This is a genomic window from Paenibacillus sp. Mc5Re-14 (assembly GCF_001049835.1).
Taxonomy (GTDB): domain Bacteria; phylum Bacillota; class Bacilli; order Paenibacillales; family Paenibacillaceae; genus Paenibacillus; species Paenibacillus polymyxa_C.
On sequence record NZ_CVPD01000001.1, the window covers coordinates 2,765,025 to 2,783,463 of the forward strand.

General features: G+C 46.6%; 16 protein-coding genes and 1 pseudogene. 11 read left to right on the plus strand and 6 right to left on the minus strand.

Features of this window, described 5'->3' with window-relative positions; genetic code table 11:
* Positions 1 to 30: 30 nt before the first annotated feature.
* From BN1546_RS12560 to BN1546_RS12580, 5 genes and pseudogenes are all read left to right on the plus strand, one after another.
* A complete protein-coding gene (locus BN1546_RS12560; RefSeq protein WP_025676669.1) occupies positions 31 to 1,698 on the plus strand; it encodes an ABC transporter substrate-binding protein in 1,668 nt (555 codons plus the stop codon).
* A gap of 14 nt (positions 1,699 to 1,712) precedes the next feature.
* Positions 1,713 to 2,693 carry an ABC transporter permease gene (locus tag BN1546_RS12565; RefSeq protein WP_090737753.1) on the plus strand — a complete coding sequence of 327 codons (981 nt, stop codon included), beginning with the start codon at positions 1,713 to 1,715 and terminating at the stop codon, positions 2,691 to 2,693.
* A 453-nt stretch (positions 2,694 to 3,146) separates the two neighbouring features.
* The gene (locus BN1546_RS12570) at positions 3,147 to 4,070 is read left to right on the plus strand and encodes a carbohydrate ABC transporter permease (protein WP_090737755.1); all 924 of its coding nucleotides are present in this window, start codon (positions 3,147 to 3,149) and stop codon (positions 4,068 to 4,070) included.
* A gap of 104 nt (positions 4,071 to 4,174) precedes the next feature.
* Positions 4,175 to 6,298 carry an endo-1,4-beta-xylanase gene (locus BN1546_RS12575; RefSeq protein WP_090737757.1) on the plus strand — a complete coding sequence of 708 codons (2,124 nt, stop codon included), beginning with the start codon at positions 4,175 to 4,177 and terminating at the stop codon, positions 6,296 to 6,298.
* A 48-nt stretch (positions 6,299 to 6,346) separates the two neighbouring features.
* Positions 6,347 to 7,063: pseudogene (locus BN1546_RS12580) on the plus strand (glycoside hydrolase family 43 protein).
* A 76-nt stretch (positions 7,064 to 7,139) separates the two neighbouring features.
* Here the strand turns inward: BN1546_RS12580 and hxlB are convergent.
* Entirely contained in the window at positions 7,140 to 7,697 is a 558-nt protein-coding gene (gene hxlB / locus BN1546_RS12585; RefSeq protein ID WP_058830326.1) for a 6-phospho-3-hexuloisomerase, read from the minus strand.
* A gap of 4 nt (positions 7,698 to 7,701) precedes the next feature.
* Entirely contained in the window at positions 7,702 to 8,337 is a 636-nt protein-coding gene (gene hxlA / locus BN1546_RS12590; protein ID WP_013312540.1) for a 3-hexulose-6-phosphate synthase, read from the minus strand.
* 445 nt (positions 8,338 to 8,782) lie between these two features.
* Here hxlA and BN1546_RS12595 point away from each other — a divergent pair, with 445 nt between their 5' ends.
* Positions 8,783 to 9,658 carry a DNA-binding protein gene (locus BN1546_RS12595; protein ID WP_090737758.1) on the plus strand — a complete coding sequence of 292 codons (876 nt, stop codon included), beginning with the start codon at positions 8,783 to 8,785 and terminating at the stop codon, positions 9,656 to 9,658.
* A 198-nt stretch (positions 9,659 to 9,856) separates the two neighbouring features.
* Here BN1546_RS12595 and BN1546_RS28400 read toward each other — a convergent pair whose 3' ends face one another.
* Positions 9,857 to 10,693: a methyl-accepting chemotaxis protein gene (locus tag BN1546_RS28400; RefSeq protein ID WP_090737761.1), complete on the minus strand. Its 837-nt coding sequence runs from the start codon at positions 10,691 to 10,693 to the stop codon at positions 9,857 to 9,859.
* Between the two features lie 191 nt (positions 10,694 to 10,884).
* Positions 10,885 to 12,120, minus strand: coding sequence for a peptidase T (gene pepT / locus BN1546_RS12605; protein ID WP_025676684.1), 1,236 nt, complete (start codon positions 12,118 to 12,120; stop codon positions 10,885 to 10,887).
* Between the two features lie 231 nt (positions 12,121 to 12,351).
* Between pepT and BN1546_RS12610 the strand changes: the two genes are divergently transcribed.
* From BN1546_RS12610 to gpmA, 3 genes are all read left to right on the plus strand, one after another.
* Positions 12,352 to 12,639, plus strand: a complete 288-nt coding sequence (locus BN1546_RS12610) for a hypothetical protein (RefSeq protein ID WP_013373655.1) — start codon at positions 12,352 to 12,354, stop codon at positions 12,637 to 12,639.
* A gap of 149 nt (positions 12,640 to 12,788) precedes the next feature.
* On the plus strand, positions 12,789 to 13,529 hold the full coding sequence (locus BN1546_RS12615) for a Bax inhibitor-1/YccA family protein (protein WP_013373654.1): 741 nt from the start codon (positions 12,789 to 12,791) through the stop codon (positions 13,527 to 13,529).
* A 157-nt stretch (positions 13,530 to 13,686) separates the two neighbouring features.
* A complete protein-coding gene (gene gpmA / locus BN1546_RS12620) occupies positions 13,687 to 14,436 on the plus strand; it encodes a 2,3-diphosphoglycerate-dependent phosphoglycerate mutase (RefSeq protein ID WP_013373653.1) in 750 nt (249 codons plus the stop codon).
* 63 nt (positions 14,437 to 14,499) lie between these two features.
* On the opposite strand, the gene BN1546_RS12625 is transcribed toward gpmA, so the two are convergent.
* Complete coding sequence (locus BN1546_RS12625; RefSeq protein WP_090737763.1) at positions 14,500 to 15,993, minus strand: alpha-amylase; 1,494 nt, start codon at positions 15,991 to 15,993, stop codon at positions 14,500 to 14,502.
* A 261-nt stretch (positions 15,994 to 16,254) separates the two neighbouring features.
* Between BN1546_RS12625 and BN1546_RS12630 the strand changes: the two genes are divergently transcribed.
* A complete protein-coding gene (locus tag BN1546_RS12630; protein ID WP_090737765.1) occupies positions 16,255 to 17,079 on the plus strand; it encodes an HNH endonuclease in 825 nt (274 codons plus the stop codon).
* A gap of 30 nt (positions 17,080 to 17,109) precedes the next feature.
* On the opposite strand, the gene BN1546_RS12635 is transcribed toward BN1546_RS12630, so the two are convergent.
* On the minus strand, positions 17,110 to 17,505 hold the full coding sequence (locus tag BN1546_RS12635) for a rhodanese-like domain-containing protein (protein ID WP_058830321.1): 396 nt from the start codon (positions 17,503 to 17,505) through the stop codon (positions 17,110 to 17,112).
* 500 nt (positions 17,506 to 18,005) lie between these two features.
* On the opposite strand from BN1546_RS12635, the gene BN1546_RS12640 reads away from it, so the two are divergent.
* Positions 18,006 to 18,437: a DUF1641 domain-containing protein gene (locus BN1546_RS12640; RefSeq protein ID WP_013373648.1), complete on the plus strand. Its 432-nt coding sequence runs from the start codon at positions 18,006 to 18,008 to the stop codon at positions 18,435 to 18,437.
* The last annotated feature ends 2 nt before the right edge of the window (positions 18,438 to 18,439 follow it).

The following is an 18,439-nucleotide window of genomic DNA, read 5'->3' on the forward strand; positions in this document are numbered from 1 at the left end:
ACAAAAGAGGCCGAAAGGGGAAGGTCTGGCATGACAAGCAAAAGGTTCGGAATCATCAGTCTGGTAATGGTTATGATGGCATCTATGATCGCTGCTTGCTCAGGGAGCTCGGATAAGGAGCCTGCGTCGGGAGATAGCAAGGAGAAGGTCACATTCACGTATTTTAATGCCACGGCGGGAAGAGACATTAATACCAATGAAACGCGGATCGGAAAAGTTTTGGAAGATCAGACCGGCGTGAACTGGAAGCTGGAGCATTTGGTAGGGGATTCGAATACGAAGATTGGCACGTTTATTGCAAGCAACGATTACCCGGACGTAATTGTACCGGATGGGACGATTGATAAACTGCTGGATGCCGGGGCTTTTATTCCCCTGAATGATTTGATCGACAAATATGGACCAAATATCAAGCGTGTATACGGACCCTACTACAACCTGATGAAAGCGGAGGATGGGAATATCTATTTCCTGCCGTTTAGCGCGGTGGTCGGCGATTATTTGTCTGCTCCTAACATAGAGCAGGGAGCTTTTTGGATACAGCGCAGAGTGTTGAAGGAGGCGGGATATCCAAAAATAAAAACGTTAGATGAGTACTTGGCTCTGATTCGGAACTATACGAAAAAGCATGCAGACGAGGGATTAACTGGGTACTTGGCGCTAACCACGCAGGATAGGTTTTATGCGCTTACGAATGCGCCGATGCATCTGGCAGGCTATCCCAACGATGGCGGCACAATTATTGATATGAAAACACACCAGGCGACGGATTATGGAGATAAGGACATCACTAAACGGTACCTGAAAGAGCTAAATCAGCTTAACGCAGAGGGCCTGTTCGATAAATCGTCCTTTGTGGACAATTACGATCAATATTTGGCGAAGCTGACCTCGGGCAAGGTGCTGGGCTTTTTCGATTACCGCTGGCAGGCAGGGCAGGCTCTAAATAACCTGCAGGAGGCTTCCAAGCGATCGGGTAATGATGATCTGGAATATGTAGGGCTGCCTGTTGTATACGACCGGAATATAAAGGATCAGTATCTTGATCCGTCGTCATTTGTTAATAACCGAGGCATTGGAATTACAGTCAGTGCCAAGGACCCGGTACGTATTATCAAATTTTTCAACAATCTGCTGACCGACGAAAACCAAGTGTTATCCAACTGGGGGATCAAAGGTGAAACCTATGATGTAGATAAAAATGGGCGCTTTTATCGGACCAAGGAGCAAATTAAAAAGACGGGTGAGGATGCGTTCCGTGACTCATTTGGGTTCAAATATTTTGAATACAGCTGGCCGCGATACGGTAACGGTTCTTCCTTGCCCGACGGCAACTCGGCTAGCCCCGGACGGCAGCCTGAGGTTGCGCGTATGTCGTATACCGAAGGTGATAAAAAGCTGCTAAAAGCAAACGGTGTAGAGTCCTTCTCGCAGATGTTTTCCGCACCTGACGAACGTCCATGGTTCCCAGCCTGGAGCATTCAGGTTGCCCAAGGCTCACCAGCGCAGATCTTTCAGCAAAAAAAAGGAGACCTGCAGCGCAAATATTTCCCGCGCTTGGTGCTGTCTGCACCGGCACAGTTTGATGCCATTTGGAATGAATACACCACCGAGTTTAACAAGCTGGATGTGAAGGCTTTTGAGGAACTGATCACGAAGGAGGTTGCCAAAAAAGTCAAGACGGTCGGGAAAAAATAAAGGAGGAAGCAGCTATGAGCTACACGTCACCGCCACCTGTTACGACCTCCTCGGGTCGTTTGCCGTCCTCACGGCGAACCGGCTTTAGGGGATTTATACACAAGCTGAACCAGCAGCGTGCACTCGTATGGATGTCCGTCCCTTTTTTAATCTGGCTGTTTATTTTTAAATATTTACCTCTGTGGGGCTGGACGATTGCTTTCCAGGATTTTAAGCCTGCCCGCAAGCTGCTTGACCAGCATTGGGTCGGGTTGAAGCATTTCCGTTTTCTGTTTCAGGATGAACACTTTCTGCGGGTGATGCGCAATACGCTGGCGATGAGCTTTATTAACCTGGTGCTGGGCTTTGTCACCGCTATAGCATTGGCGATTTTGCTGAATGAGCTTCGCCAGCTCGTATTTAAACGGGTGGTTCAGACGATCAGCTATTTGCCACACTTTATTTCTTGGGTGGTCGCGGCCAGCATCATTAGTACTGCACTGTCTGCGGACGGCGGTATCATCAATGAGGTGCTGATGTGGCTTGGGCTGATTAAGGAACCTATTCTGTGGTTAGGTGAGGGAAGCTACTTTTGGGGTATTCTCGGTGCGTCGGAGGTATGGAAAAATGTCGGCTGGAATACCATCATTTATTTGGCCGCGATGACCATGATTGATCCCTCGCAGTATGAAGCGGCCGAGATAGACGGAGCAGGACGGTTTCAGCGGATTTGGCATGTGACATTACCAGGATTAAAGCCTGTATTTATCATCCTGCTCATTATGAACATTGGCAACCTGCTCGAATCAGGCTTTGAACCTCAATATTTACTGGGCAACGGCATGAACGTGGATTACTCGGAAAATTTGGATATTTTCGTACTGAAATATGGTATCCAGATGGGGAACTTTTCGCTTTCCATTGCTGCCGGAATGTTCAAAACGGTGGTTAGCTTCATACTGTTGTTTAGCGCCAATTATATTGCGAAGCGGTTAGGGGAGGAGAGGTTGTTCTAAAAAAAGAGTGAGTTTCTGGGGAGGGCTCGTTGTCGCTTCGCGTGCGGATTGTTCTTCCGATCGCTGTTATCCCCGGATTCCTTTTTTTGGTAAAGATTAGAGGTTGGAATCCGGGGATAAAGGCGAACGCTCCGCTTCTTCAGAACAATTCCGCCCGCTCCGCTACTACCCGCCGTAAAGTCACTTTTTTTAAGAACTGAGGGTAGTGGCAGGGGAGAACTTAAGGAAGGCGCGTGCTTCGCGCTTTCTTGTAATAACTGCGTCATGATGGTGGCTCAGCTTCGCTATCGCCGTTAGAGGCTATCTTTGGGAATGAGCGATTCGATGCGATAGCAGGGGGCGTGCTCATGCATTTTACAGGGAAGATCAGTGGTTTTTTAGCAGGCCGCTTCGCGGACCTCATCAAGACCTTAAGTGCTGGGCGAGGCGATGTTTCAGAAAGGAGAGGAAGTCATGGGCAAAGGGAAGGCCGTACATGGGCGATTTCGGGCGCCCTCGGATCGGATTTTTGATGCGTGCAATGTTGTGTTTATGCTGTGCCTAATGGTGTTCACGCTGTATCCATTTTTAAATACGTTGGCGGTTTCATTAAATGAAGCGAATGACTCCATTCGGGGTGGGATTTATTTGTGGCCGCGTGAATTCACGTGGAGCAATTATGAATTTGTATTCAAGGAAGCGACGATTTTCCATGCTACGTTGATTTCTGTATTACGTACGGTTGCCGGTACAGTGACCTCGGTGTTTTGCTGCGCGATGGTGGCGTATACGATCAGCCGGCCGGAATATGTGCTGCGCAGATTTGTTTCGATTGCCTTTATTTTGACGATGTATTTTAGCGGTGGCTTGATCCCCAATTTTCTCTTAATTCGTGAGCTTGGGATGCTGGGAACCTTTTGGGTGTACATCGTACCGGGGTTAATCGGGGTGTTTAATGTCATAGTCATTCGCTCCTTTATTGAGGGCTTGCCAGAGGGGATTTTGGAGTCGGCGCGTATTGACGGTGCTGGGGAATTTGCTACTTTTATGCGTATCGTTTTGCCACTGTGTGTGCCGGTGCTGGCAACGGTGTCGTTGTTCACGGCGGTCTCGCAATGGAATTCATGGTTCGATGTATTTTTGTACAATTCGTCGTATGAGCAGTGGAGCACACTCCAATATGAGCTGATGAAAATTTTGCAAAATTCCAATACGTCCGTTAACGCTCAGGATTATGCCAGCCAGTTTTCAGGGTCAGAAAATCTGGCGAAGGCGGTTACGCCTACCTCTATTCGTGCCACGATGACGATTGTCGCCTCAGTTCCTATTATTTTAGTCTATCCGTTTTTACAAAAATACTTTGTGAAGGGTATGACCTTGGGAGGCGTGAAAGGATAGTAGATATTTTACATTTATTCTAGGAGCCACTTTTAATCCGCAAGTAACTGAAATCCAAGGGTGCCAAATACGAATTCAAAAATTTGAGTGCAGGAGGGATTGCTTTGCGGTCAGGTTGGTATACGCCTTTTTGTCTGGTGCTGGCTGGAGTGCTGTTGTTATCGCCTATCGGATGGTGGGGAATATCTGTAGCGAAAGCAGCTCCATCTGTGGAACATTCTCCGTCGGTTTCGAACACGGTGCTATCGGCAGGGAAGATCATTGGAGCGTATGGATTTGAGCAAGGAAACAGTGACGGCTGGAAGCCACGGGGAGCTTATACCCAAATTGCATCCGTCACGGAAGCGGCATATGGTGGTACGCACAGTCTGAAGGCAACCGCTCGTACGGCGGCTTGGAATGGAGCAGAGTTAGATGTGAAGCCACTGTTGCTGCCGGATGTGGAGTATGAAATTAGCGGATATGTGAAACTGGACGGCAATGCTGCAATTCCAAGCGTGCTTAAGTTTACGATGGAGCAGCAGCCGACAGGCGGGACTACAGCATGGAAGACCCTAGCTCAGACGGAGACAACAGATACATCGTGGATCAAACTCCAGGGGAGATATACGTTTACCGGGGAGATGAATGCATTGAAGCTGTATGTGGAGAACTCGAATTCTGCTCAGGCTTACTACGTGGATGAGGTGGAAATCAGGCAGGTTTCAGTAACACCAACAAATCCTACAAGTGGGATCGTATCCGGGTTCGAAGACGGTACAGCCCAAGGATGGATATCCCGCTTGGGAGACGAGACCGTGCAGGTCTTGAATGCCGATGCACGGACCGGCTCATACAGTCTGCTGACAACGGGCAGACAAAAGGCATATGCCGGACCCAAGCTGGACGTGACTGCCACAATGCAAAAAGGCAACCGATATACGGTCAGTGCCTGGGTGAAGCTGGCTCCGGGTGAGCAGCCTGCTAAGGTGAGGCTCAGTGCACAGCGTGATTACCAAGGCCAAAGTGCATATGAAACGGTTGTAGGCGATACGGCTGTCACGACAGGGGGATGGGTGCATTTGTCTGGTACGTATACGCTCGCACATGATGCAGATACCGTTTCTATGTACCTGGAATCGCCAGAAGGGACGTCTTCCTTTTATATGGATGATTTCGAATTGTCGCTGGTGCCGCCGCTGGCGATTGAAAAGGACATACCTGCTTTGCATGGATTATATCAGGGACAGTTCAGCATCGGCACAGCGATTGAGGCTTTCCAGACCGAAGGGGCTTACGGAGAACTGGTACAAAAGCATTTTAACAGCGTCGTTGCAGGGAATGCGATGAAGCCTGTCTCCTTGCAACCATCTGAGGGGCAGTTTCATTGGGAGGAAGCAGATCAAATTGTGCAATTTGCCAGACAGCACGGATTGGAAATACGTTTCCATACCTTAGTGTGGCATAACCAGACTGGAGATTGGATGTTTAAGGACAAAAATGGACAGCCGATGACGCCGACTGCTGAGAATAAAAAGCTTTTGCTGGACCGCCTGGAGACGCATATTCGCGCAGTTGCGGCCCGGTATAAAAATGTCATTACCGATTGGGATGTGGTAAATGAGGTCATTGATCCTGATCAGCCGGACGGCATGCGCCGCAGCAAGTGGTATCAGATTACAGGAACCGATTATATTGAAAAAGCGTTCCGTGTCACGAGGGAAGTGGCAGGGCCGAACGCGCGATTGTTCATTAACGATTACAATACCCATGAACCGAAGAAACGCGATTTTCTGTACAATCTGGTGCGTGATTTGCTTGCCAAAGGCGTACCGATTGACGGCGTAGGTCACCAATCGCATATCCGCTTGGAGTTTCCTACCATAGCCGAAATTGAGCAATCCATCGAAAAGTTTGCTTCACTTGGGCTGGATAATCAGATCACGGAGCTGGATATGGGCCTTTACTCTAATGATACGGATCGCTACGAAACGATTCCTGAAGCCATGCTGATTCGGCAGGCTCATCGTTATCAGGCGCTGTTCGATATGTTTACACGACAGCAGGACCATATCAGCAATGTGACCATTTGGGGGACAGATGATGGCAATACGTGGCTCAGTACGTTCCCGATTGCCCGGTTGGATAAGCCGCTGCTGTTCGATGAACGGTTAAAGGCCAAATATGCATATTGGGCGCTGGTGGATCCATCCAAAGTGCCGCCGCTACCAGCAGGGAGTAACGAATAAATGATTTGAGACAGAGGAGTAGAGCTGTTCAAAAGGAGAGCTGAAGCTATGGCTACCTTGCGCTATACGAATCCGGTTGTCCCCGGATTTTATCCTGATCCGAGCGTGATACGTGTCGGAGAGGATTATTACATGGCGACAAGCTCATTTGAATACATGCCGGGGTTGCCGATTTTTCATAGCCGAAACCTGACCGATTGGCGGCAGATCGGGCATGCATTAAATCGGCGCAGTCAGATTGATTTGTCCACACGGAAGAGCTCAGAAGGTATATATGCGCCCACATTGCGCTATCATCAGGGTGTATTCTACCTGATTACGACAGATGTGATGGGAATAGACAATTTTTATATTACGTCTGTGAACCCTGTGGGACCTTGGTCTGATCCGATCCGTATTCCTTACGGAAATATAGATCCGTCCCTGCTATTTGATGACGACGGGAAAGTGTATGTTACCGTACAATCCGGGGCAGATGCCGAGTCGCATATTATTCAGTATGAGCTGGATATTGCTACAGGCTAGGCATTGACCGAGCCTGTGGCTATTGCTCATGGAGATTGCGGCGTATGGACCGAAGGGCCGCATCTGTATCACATCGGCAGTCGTTATTACCTGCTGTGCACCTGTGGCGGCACGGGGCGTGATCATCGTACGCTCGTGTATCGGGCCAATAGCCTGTATGGTCCATTTGAACGGATGAAAGAGCCCATGCTTCAGAATGAATATCCAAACTTGTGCAGACAAGAGAATCACCTCATTTAATACAAAAAAAAGCAGGCTGCTTACATGCTCGGACATGTAAGCAGCCTGCCTTGTTATCGCAAAGGAACAAGCAGTTTTATTCCAAGTTGGCGTGTTGACCATACATGGATTCAGAGGTCAGCTTGCGTAGTTCCATCGTGCTGAGCACTAACGCATCGCCATACAGCAGCAGGGTTTGCTCAAACAGTGAGCCCATGGGCTGAATGGTCTGGTAATCCTTGTTGGAAGGGTCCTTGGGTGCGCCGGGCAGCTTGACGATGATATCGGCCAGTTTGCCGATGGTGGACTCGGGGGAAGTGGTAAGCAGCGCCAGTGAGGCCCCGAGTTTCTTCGCTTTGTCTGCCATGGAGACTAAGCTTTTGGTTTCACCAGAGCCTGAACCGATAATCAGCAGATCTCCCTCGCTCAAGCCAGGGGTTACGGTTTCCCCAACTACGTAAGCTTGAACCCCCATATGCATCAACCGCATGGCCAGCGAGCGAATCATGAACCCTGAGCGCCCCGCTCCTGCTACGAATACCTTATTCGCAGCAGCGATGGAGTGGATCAACTGTTCTGATTCGGTATCGCTGATTAGCTGTGGAACGAATTGCAGTTCCTTGATGACCTCAGATAAATATTGAGAGGTTTCCATTGGATTAACCTTGTTTGATGAGCTGCTGCATTTGCGAAGCTACAGCCTTTTTGTCGTCTTCGCCAGTGATACCGCCGCCTACGATAACCAGATCCGGTTGAGCTTTTACCACTTCAGCCAATGTACTCAGCTTGATGCCGCCAGCTACGGCTGTTTTGGAGTTTTTTACGACTTTTTTGACGGTTTGCAGTGCTTCGAACGGACTTTGACCTTCCGCTTGCAGATCGTAGCCTGTATGCACACAGATGTAGTCAACGCCTAAAGCGTCGATTTCTTTCGCACGTTGCTCCAGGTTTTTAACACCGATCATGTCCACCAGGATTTTTTTGCCGCCTTGTTTCTTAGCTTCTTCTACAGCACCTTTGATCGTTGCATCTTCAGCTACAGCCAAAATCGTCACGATATCTGCACCAGCCTCGGAAGCTTTTAGCACTTCATAGCCCCCTGCGTCCATAACTTTCAGGTCAGCCAGTACTTTTAGATTGGGAAATGCTTCTTTCATTGCTTTTACAGCATGAAGTCCTTCATTGATGACAATCGGCGTACCGATTTCTACGATATCAATATACGATTCTACTTCTTTTACCAATGCGATACCTTGCGGGATATCTACCAAGTCTAAAGCCAATTGAAGTTCCATGTTATTAACTTCACTCCTTAAGTGAATTTGTATTTTGGTGAATAGGTACATGCTTTGTTGAGTCGTACTTATACTTTGTTTTCATGCACAGGTTTGATTGTAAGGCCCCGGTATTCGGTTGAAAAGTACGCACTAATTCGTAACGTAGTTACCCTGACGATACTATAGACCATGAAAACCACCCATATGAGAGCCAATATTTTGTCTTCTTTAGCATTATTTCGATAATGAAAATCATCTATTCGTAACCAGTAAAATATACACATCCATGTCAGGTTGCAAAAGTATGAATGTACTGATAATTGAATTGACTTCAAGTTAGGTTTTGACTATATTTGTAATATACTGGTATGCAAAAAAAGGGAGTCTAACAGCATAACTACCCTGAAGAATAGCCACTAGGCTAGGGGTGACTTTAATTTTCAGGATAGGGAGGCGGGGTTTAGTGGAAGAGGTCCTGAACCAAAGGGAAGCTATTTATTTGTTGTCGGACAGCCACGCGCTCGATAAAGCTTGCGAGTTGTTTAGAATCAGCTATACGTGTAATGATTGGGATGAAGCGAACAAGGTTGCGGATTATCTGCATTCGTTGGCTGAAAGCCTGTATCACACCCAACTGAGAAATGCTGCAGACGGCAAGTACGAGACATTGAACGCCAAACACCCGCTGGTGTTTTATTATGCTTACAGCTATCTAGCGAAATCGATTTATTATCAGAATATGGGCCAGTATGAGGAAGCCAGAGATTATATTATGAAGTATAGCGAAATGGGTTGGTTTATGGGACTGGATCAAAGCGGTCACGAAGAAGTAGAGAGATTCCGTTTTCTCGCCAAGGCCAATTTATATACGATTGATTTACTTTCGGGGAAGAAGGAACTTTTACCAGAATATGTTCAGTTTCTTCACGACAATGACGAGGAGCTACTCCCGGGATTGGTTGGTATTGCTGAAGCAGCTAACTTGAACAATTGGGACATTGACGACCTGCTGAACGAGTTTGCCGATGATATTAAGATATTTGAAGGTTATGAAGATAGAGCCAACCGCGTATATTATTTAAAACTGGTCAACCAATTAGCTATTTACCAGTTGAAAAAGAAACAGTACATCGTTGCCTTGAATTATATCCTTGTTTCTCTGCAATTCTCTATTGGTGTAGAAGCCAATACTGATTTTAGGACACTGGTTGCACTGTTCGAGACTTATCGAGATTTGGCAACCCTGTCGCAGCAAGAGCAATACCAAACCATTTTATTAAGGGGGCTTCATAATGAAAAAGGCATTAATCTCGATAACTATGGTCTTAGCGTTTCTTAGTGTTGCTCTTCCGGTAGGAAATACATTGGGACAGTTAGACCCCGTGTATCCTTCGAATCATGGTGTTTTTTCTTATACTGCTTGAGTTTAGATTTGGATTGTTAGACCCAGTAGGGATTTTGTAAATAAGGGGAACGCACTTTTACGCCATTTGCGGATCAGTGCGCTCCCCTTTCTCATGCCAATAAACAATATTAGTTATTTTACAATATAGGAAGTCAGGTTATCGGCCAGATGTTGCATCGTTTCGCTCGCCTTTTGCATACGCTCCATGACTTCGGTGAAAGAGCCTACCAGAGTCGCCTGCTCTTGAGAAGAAGCAACAATTTGCTCTATTTCCTGCTCCATCTGACGAATGGAGTTCTGTACATCCTTAAGGGCTCCCTCAATATCGACTGTCGCTTTTTTGGACTCTACAGATAGCTTGCGTACTTCTTGAGCAACGACACCAAAGCCTGCCCCTGCTTCTCCGACACGTGCGGCTTCAATCGCGGCATTCAATCCAAGCAGGTTGGTTTGATCGGAAATTTCCTTGATAAATACAGCGACCTGATTAATTTTACCCGAGTTTTGTACGGCAAATTGGGTGTTCTTCAAAATGTGTTCACTGGTAGCTTGTAGCTCCTCTGAATGTGCTGTTACATGCTGCACCATTTCAATGAGCTGCTCGGTAATGGAGTGGTTTTCAGATACGATTTGATCCAGCTGATTTCTGTTGGTCAAATTATAGGAAGCGGCAAACGCTGCAATGACGTCCCCATTATCATCAAGCACAGGAATACTGATCATATCGAGAGGATATCCCAGAACTTCAGCCGGAATGTGGGTCAAGCTGGCCTCGCATCCATTTTTAAGCATGGCGAAATTTTTGTAGTCCTCAAGCAGCTCCGAGCCGGTTTCAAAGCCAAGATTCATATCCTCTGATTGGGTATAAGCCAGAACGTGAGTACGGTCGAAAAGAGCAAGGGTTACTTTCTCCCGCATAATCTGTTGTATGTAGGGAATGGCTGCAATTAATGCATCTATTGTATTCAAGTGGATTGCCTACCTTTCTTTACTAAATATATTTTTTATAGTCCTATATAATTGTCGGTCTAAAGACGGATAAAAGTTATAAAAGTATTGAGAATTTAAAGAAAATTCAGAAAAAAAGGCATATCGTTTCGTAATAGAAACGATATGCCTTCAGATTTAATTTGAACGTGTCAGTGCTGTGTATAAGCGGCTTACTTGCCACGCTGCTCGAACAATTGTGCAATCCCCACAATAACCTTGGTTGCAAGCACCATGTTATCCACCGACACATACTCGTACTTACCGTGGTAGTTCTCCCCGCCTGTGAAAATATTCGGTGTAGGCAGTCCCATGTAAGACAGCTGTGAACCGTCTGTGCCTCCACGAATCGGCTTGATAATGGGTTCAATATTCAGCTTCGTCATTGCTTCATGAGCGATATCGACGATATGTTTGACAGGCTCAATTTTCTCTTTCATGTTGTAATACTGGTCTCTCAGCTCCAGCGTAATACGATTGTCTCCATAGGCAGCCTGGAGCTCTTTTACGATATTTGTCAAATAAGCTTTCCGGTTCTCAAAGCTCTCACGATCAAAATCGCGGATAATATAGTATAGTTTGGCTTGTTCTGCTGTGCCAGTAGACTCCAACAGATGATAGAAGCCATCGTACCCATCTGTATATTCCGGGGCTTCATTCACAGGTAATCTACTGTGCAGCTCCATAGCGATTTTGGCAGCGTGGATCATTTTGTTTTTAGCCGTACCGGGATGTACATTTACACCATGAATGGTAATATGAGCAGCCGCGGCGTTGAAGCTCTCATACTCCAGCTCTCCGAGCGGTCCGCCGTCTACCGTATAAGCATATTCAGCGCCAAAGGCGGCTACATCAAAGCGCTCAGGTCCTCTTCCAATCTCTTCATCCGGTGTAAAAGCAACACGAATTTTGCCATGTTGAATTTCTGGATGATCAATCAGATAGTGAATCGCTGTCATGATTTCTGCGATACCGGCTTTGTTGTCTGCACCGAGCAGGGTGGTGCCATCTGTTGTGATCAGGGTGTGGCCTTTATATTGAGTCAATTCGGGAAACTCACGTGGAGAAAGGACTACACCAAGTGAGGCATTCAGCGTGATATCGCCTCCGTCATAGTTCTCCGTCAACTGTGGCTTTACTCCTGCCCCAGTTAGCTCAGTAGCCGTATCGAGGTGTGCCAGAAAACCAATGACGGGCACTTCTTTATCCGTATTGGAGGGGAGGGTTGCCATCACATAACCATGATCATCCATGGTTACGTCTGTCATACCGATGGCTTTCAGTTCGTCTACCAGGAGGTTGCCCAATGTGAGCTGTCCGGGTGTGGTGGGGCATGTGTGGCTGCTTTCGTCGGATTGGGTATCTACCTGAACATATGTAGTCAGGCGGTCAATCAGTTCCTGTTTCATGTGGTTATCCTCCTTGGGTCTTTTCCATTATGGTACGTATTTTATCATGATTAGGCTTACGATATGAAAAAAATGGTTTAACCTTTCAGAATGACAGGTTGTTTTTAGCACATATAGAGAAATGTTAATCTATGAGTCTTTTAAATTGTGTCTTATTACTGAGTCACTTAACGTTACGTTCATAGATTGGAAGCATAGAATACACTATCAAATGCAAGGGAGGTGAGTTCTATGGCGATCCTTTTACCTTCGCAAATTTACAATCTTGCTGCTGGTGTAGGTAAGTCCTTTTTTGAAAACCTGAGAGGCGGTAGTAATGCTACAATTACCGTTAATAATTTCGGTGCCAATCCGGTGGATCTTGTGGTTACCCGTGTCAATGCTCCTGTGATCACTTATACTATTCCGGCGGGCAATAGTCTGACGTTAGAAGTTGCCTTGCTGCTGGTAGCTGCTCTCCAAGCTACTCCAGTTGGAGCAGTAACAGGTAGCATCCAAATTGCTACTGCTGATTTTTAATCTGTAACGACTTGACCCTCTAACTCTAGCTTTGCTGAAAAGCAAGGTTAGAGTTTTTTTATTGTTTGAAATTTTCTGAAACTTTTCTCAGGTTGTACCGATATATACATATGGCATCGTAAATAACACATCGAAAAGGAGTACCCTGTATGAGCTTTAGCAACCCGGTTTTACGTGATGACATCTTTTTGCGTGAAGATGAAAGAGAAGCTAGCGAACAACGTATGACTATCGGAGGAACGGTGAACAAAACGTTGCTTCTGCTAGTCCTGCTCATCGTCTCTGCCAGTATTACCTGGTATATGACCTATCAAGGAACCATAGAGGTGCTATCGTTGATGACGGCAGGCTTTATTGGGATGGCAGGCATAGCACTTTCGATATCCTTTTTTCCCAAAACGGCTCCATTGCTCTCTCCTGTATATGCGATTCTGAGTGGCTTTGCTTTGGGTGGCGTTTCCGCTTTTATGGAATATGAGTACCCTGGAATTGTAGTTAATGCCATTTTGCTGACAGTGGGTATCTTGTTCTTGATGCTCTTTATGTATACACAACGAATCATCAAGGTGACACGTGGCTTTATCTCATTTGTTGTCCTATGTACGATGGCGATTTTTCTAGTGACGTTGGTTGATTTTATTTTGAATTTTTTCGGTATGAATGTTCCGTACATCCATGAAACGGGCTGGGTGGGTATTGGTATTAGTTTATTTATCGTCATCATTGCCGCTTTGAATCTGCTCGTAGATTTTAATTTCGTTGAGGAACAAGCTGATCAAGGTGCACCCAAATATATGGAATGGTATGGCGCTTTTGCATTGCTGGTAACGTTAGTGTGGCTATATGTACGAATATTGGATCTGCTAGCCAAGTTGAGCAATAGGGACTAAGGTCTGCGATTACTTCATATGGTTAAGTAGAATGAGAAGAAGGACGGCTGAATGTCGTCTTTTTTGTATGCAAGAAGCGGTTTAAAAAATGCATTTTACGTTAAATACATAGAAGTTGGGTAAAACATAGAGGATAGATAGGTGAGGAGTGAGGTATATGTATCAGGTGGTGCTGGTGAGGCACGGAGAAAGCGTGTATAACCGACAAAACTTGTTCACAGGCTGGACGGATGTCGATCTGACTGAGCAGGGAACTCATGAGGCTATCGAGGCAGGACGTATCCTCAAGGAGGCTGGGTATACGTTTGACTTGGCATTTGCTTCTGTGTTAAAACGTTCTATCCGCACGTTGTATCATATCTTGGATGAGCTGGATCATCTGTGGATACCCGTGCAGAAGTCATGGAAGCTGAATGAACGCCACTATGGTGCGCTTCAGGGGCATAGCAAACTGGATTCCGCCGTGCAATACGGCGAGGAACAGGTTCATATTTGGCGGCGTAGCTTGACGGTGCGACCTCCTATGTTGGATGCGCAGGATGAACGGAGTCCACATCGAGAAGAGCGTTATCGCCATATTAAGCCAGAGGAGCTACCGCTTGGGGAGAGTCTGGAAGACACGGTGCATCGGGTTGGTGAGTTTTGGAAGCAACGGATCATGCCGTTGATTCTTAAAAAGGAGCGGGTTATCATTTCCGCACACGGTAATACTTTACGGGCCTTGATCAAGTACATGGAGAATTTGGACGAAACCGCATTGCTGGATTTGAACATTCCGACAGGTATCCCACTGGTGTATGAGCTGGATGAGCATATCGATCCTATCCGGCGCTTCTATCTTGGTGATCCGAGTCATGTAGAGGCAAAGAAACAGGCTGTGGCCAACCAAAGCAAGGTGACGGAGTGATTTTCCATATACAAAGAGGACAGGGCGCTTCCTTGCATCCTGTCCTCTTTAAGTTGTTAAACATCAAGCACTCGCGGTATCCTCTGTTTCCAGGCTGTCTTCCTCAGTAGGAAGTGCCCATACCGATACACTGCCAGCACGAACGGGAAATATGCCATAGCCATCCTGTTCGATCTTTACGGTATGATCGTGATGCCCGGTCAAATCGGTCCATTTTTCTCCTGCACGTTGTTTACCCACGAACATGCGCTTTTCCCCGTCATTTACGTTAGTGATCACCACAGCACATCCAGAGCTGTGTAGCTCAGGAATGCCCTGACGAACCCATCCAATCGTATGGGGATCATCAAAATAATCTTTTTGCTCACCATAAGCTTTGTGGTACCGGGCATATAGGAGCGGGTCTAGCTCAGCCTGCTTGCCTTTCACAGGCGTTTGTCCCTGGATACCGTAGTAATCACCGTAGAATACGCAGGGATAACCATCTTTGCGCAGTAGGATGAGTGCATAGGCACTGGGTTTAAACCAGTCCTCTACCCAAGATTCGAGCGCTTCGTGCGGCTGGGAATCATGATTATCGACAAAAGTAACCGAGTTCAGGGGATGGGTATGAACCAGCGTATCCTCGAAAATGGTGCTTAAATCGAAATCCTTACCACCCAAGGAAGCGCTATGTAGTTTGTAGTGGAGGGATACGTCAAACAGGTCGATTTTATAATCGATGGTATCCAGAAACTTTTGGCAAGATTCTAGATCCGGTTTCCAAAATTCGCCTACCATATAAAAATCCTGCCCACGCTTTTTAATCATTTCTGTAGCAAACTCTCGTACAAATTCATGATTAATATGCTTGATCGCATCCAGACGGAATCCGTTGCATTGTAGAGTATCCACCAGCCATTTGCCCCAGCGGATCATTTCCTTGCGCACATCCTGATGATTATAGTCAATATTGGCGAACATTAAATAATCATAATTGCCGAATTCATCATCTACATTATCGCTCCAGTTTTTGTTTTTACCTAAAATACGATAGATTCCTGTCCGGTCCTGACTTGCATCGTAATCCGTTCCATTAAAATGTTCGAAGTTCCATTGAAATGTGGAATACTTACCTTGTCGGCCGGGGAATGTAAATTTAGTCCAGCCTTCGATATCAAAGGGCTCGGAAATGACCTCATTACGATTATCCGGGTTGACCTCGACGACTTTAAATACTTCGGTTTCATCCGCACCAGCCTTATGGTTCATGACCAGATCGACATAGACGGCTACGCCGTGGCGAACGCAGGATGCGACAGCTTCCAGCAGGTCTTCCCTGGTTCCGTATTTGGTGCGCACTGCACCTTTTTGGTCAAATTCGCCCAGATCGTAAAGGTCATAGACGCCGTAACCCGTATCCTCAGGAGATTGGCCTTTGGTGACAGGTGGAATCCATATCGCGTCAATTCCTTTGGCCTTCAGTTCCGGTGCCAGGCGGGCAAGCTTTTTCCAGTGAGAACCGTCAGCTTTGACATTCCACTCGAAAAATTGCATCATCGTATGGTTCCTTTTCATGTACGTCCCTCCTTCATATATAACAAGTTACCCACCAAGTGAGGGGGGCTAAACGTCTGATGGCCAATATGATGTTGATGAAGAACATGGATCGCTGTATAGCGTATGCTAAATCATTAAAATTTGTTATACATTGAGTGATCACAACGACTCGATGGCTAGAAAAGGAAACGTGAAAACGGTAAAATGAATCTAACTTAGCAATAGTTCGGATTTCGGGCAAACCATAAGCTCGACCAAGAGAGGGAAGGAGGGATGAACGTGACAGACCTGCAGCAGGATAAGGATGAAGCGAGAGAACCGCTGATGAAAAAATGTACGTATTGTCAGGAGACAAAACCATTAACGGACTTTCAGCGCAGAACCGGTCGCCGGGCTGGGCCTTATTCCCGGCGTGGTCCTTGCCGTTCCTGCCGGGGGTTAGCCCCGCAAGAACGGGCTGTTACGTCCGCTCCTTCCCATGAGGAAACGAAGCCCTTGGCTGCTCCTGTAGAGCGGCATGGCTCCGAAGCAGATACGGCTGCGTATCGTCTGGAAGCGTCCGCGCAGCCTTCTAATGATTCTCAACGCCCCCGTAGGAAGCCCGTCACGGACAAAGCGCGTGAGCGCCATCGGCAACGGGTTCGCCATTTGCTTAGCAGGCTGAAGCCTGCGGATACCCGTGCGTTGCGGCTTAATCGCAATGGCATGATTCGGCTAAGAGGCAAAACCGACCAAGGGAGACGCTGGCATCAAGAGATTGAGCTTGATTTGGCGATGACTCTGGTCAGAGAACGCATGGCAGTGATTGTGAATCCGTACACGGTCCGCAGACTTTATAGCAACAAGGAATTCCGCCAATATGTGCTTAAACGTGACCGCTATACCTGCTTTTTTTGCGGTGGCTATGGTGACACGATTGATCATTTACTTCCTCGGGCTAAAGGTGGACACACCACGCCAGTAAATTGTGTATGCGCCTGCAACGAGTGCAATCAAGTTAAAGCTGCCCGTGATGTAGAGGAATTCATCGAGTCTGGTGTGCCATTGCCGATTCCGAATGATTTTGAACCTCCCGATGCTTCTGAGGACACCTTACGTACCTAAGGCGATTCTTGGGGAATCGGCAACATTCCCTTAGTACAGTTCTACTTCAAAGCCGGATTCCTTCCAGGCTGTTGTACCGCCTTCGATAAAGGCTACATTGGTAAAGCCCATCTGTTGGAGTATATAAGCTGCCAGTGCGGCTTGTCCGCCTGCCCCGCAGGTGGTGATAATCGGGCGGTTGCGGTCACGTAAGCGTTCATCACGCAAATCTTGTGGAACGCCCAGGTCAGCGCGGATGGGCAGCATGCCTAGTGAAATATTGGCGCTTCCGCGAATTAGGCCGCAAGCACCTGCATCATGAGAATCCTGTACGTCGATAACGAATGTATCCGGATTTGATTCAATTCGCTGACGTGCCTCCTGTGAAGTAATGCCCTGAACGTGCTGCCTCGCTTCTTGAACCATATCTGCAAATGTTTTAGCCATCGTTCAACCCTCCGTAGGAATATGTTTTGTATTGGTTTTCATATTAATGAACAGAAACTCACTCTCTCTATTACCCATCTCTAGTATAAAATGCCCCTTTTTTTAAGGTGAAATTAGACAAAAATCGTGCTTATTCTAATTTTTATCTAAAATAACAATAAAAAATTTGCAGAAATTTGTGCAAATTTAAAATTTCTTCGACGATTGGGTTGTGAAAGGTGTAATATAGAGGTATAGGGTTCCGTTTCGTCCTGTTGTAGTCACGAGGGAGTGCTTCGTGAGATATTCCGCAGCAGTAACAACAACAGAATAACGTCCAAGCAATATACAATTGGCATCTGCGATCATCAGTCTTGCCCTTTAGGGTATAGGCCGGTTTAAGCTGTGCTTCTTGCATGTTTAAGGGCGAATTCATTGAACGTTTTATTGCTAGAGTTTATGATACAGGTTACGAGAAAGGAATGGACTTCTATTTTCACAGTAAAGGAGGACGTTCACGCATGTCTGAAAACCAACAAGAGGTGGCCGTAACACAAGAAGCTACCAAAGAGTCTCGGGATGTATTGGACCAATTGATGAAACCGGAGGTTCAGCAATCGCTGACCGTACTGGTAGAGAATCTGCCAAAGTTGACTGAGATGGTTACTTTTATGACCGATGCTTATGATGTAGCACGCAGTCTGGCAACTGACCCTGTCTTTATCGGAGATATGAAAAACTCCATGGGAGAGTTTGTGAAGCCTGTTACAGATTCGGCTAAAGGATTGGCTTCTGCTGCAATTGAAGCAAATGACCGTGTACAAACTACGGACGGCAGTGTAGGTCTGTTTGGCCTGCTCAAAATGCTTAAAGATCCTAATGTACAAAAAACGCTGCGTTTCAGCCAGGCTTTCCTGGATATTCTGAATGAGCGCCAACGCGAAAGCAAATAATT

Bases quoted from the DNA above. Each gene is read 5' to 3' on its own strand.
- BN1546_RS12560 (WP_025676669.1), top strand. From the start codon at position 31: ATGACAAGCAAAAGGTTCGGAATCATCAGTCTGGTAATGGTTATGATG.
- BN1546_RS12565 (WP_090737753.1), top strand. From the start codon at position 1,713: ATGAGCTACACGTCACCGCCACCTGTTACGACCTCCTCGGGTCGTTTG.
- BN1546_RS12570 (WP_090737755.1), top strand. From the start codon at position 3,147: ATGGGCAAAGGGAAGGCCGTACATGGGCGATTTCGGGCGCCCTCGGAT.
- hxlB (WP_058830326.1), bottom strand. From the start codon at position 7,697: ATGGAAACCTCTCAATATTTATCTGAGGTCATCAAGGAACTGCAATTC.
- hxlA (WP_013312540.1), bottom strand. From the start codon at position 8,337: ATGGAACTTCAATTGGCTTTAGACTTGGTAGATATCCCGCAAGGTATC.
- pepT (WP_025676684.1), bottom strand. From the start codon at position 12,120: ATGAAACAGGAACTGATTGACCGCCTGACTACATATGTTCAGGTAGAT.
- BN1546_RS12610 (WP_013373655.1), top strand. From the start codon at position 12,352: ATGGCGATCCTTTTACCTTCGCAAATTTACAATCTTGCTGCTGGTGTA.
- BN1546_RS12615 (WP_013373654.1), top strand. From the start codon at position 12,789: ATGAGCTTTAGCAACCCGGTTTTACGTGATGACATCTTTTTGCGTGAA.
- gpmA (WP_013373653.1), top strand. From the start codon at position 13,687: ATGTATCAGGTGGTGCTGGTGAGGCACGGAGAAAGCGTGTATAACCGA.
- BN1546_RS12625 (WP_090737763.1), bottom strand. From the start codon at position 15,993: ATGAAAAGGAACCATACGATGATGCAATTTTTCGAGTGGAATGTCAAA.
- BN1546_RS12635 (WP_058830321.1), bottom strand. From the start codon at position 17,505: ATGGCTAAAACATTTGCAGATATGGTTCAAGAAGCGAGGCAGCACGTT.
- BN1546_RS12640 (WP_013373648.1), top strand. From the start codon at position 18,006: ATGTCTGAAAACCAACAAGAGGTGGCCGTAACACAAGAAGCTACCAAA.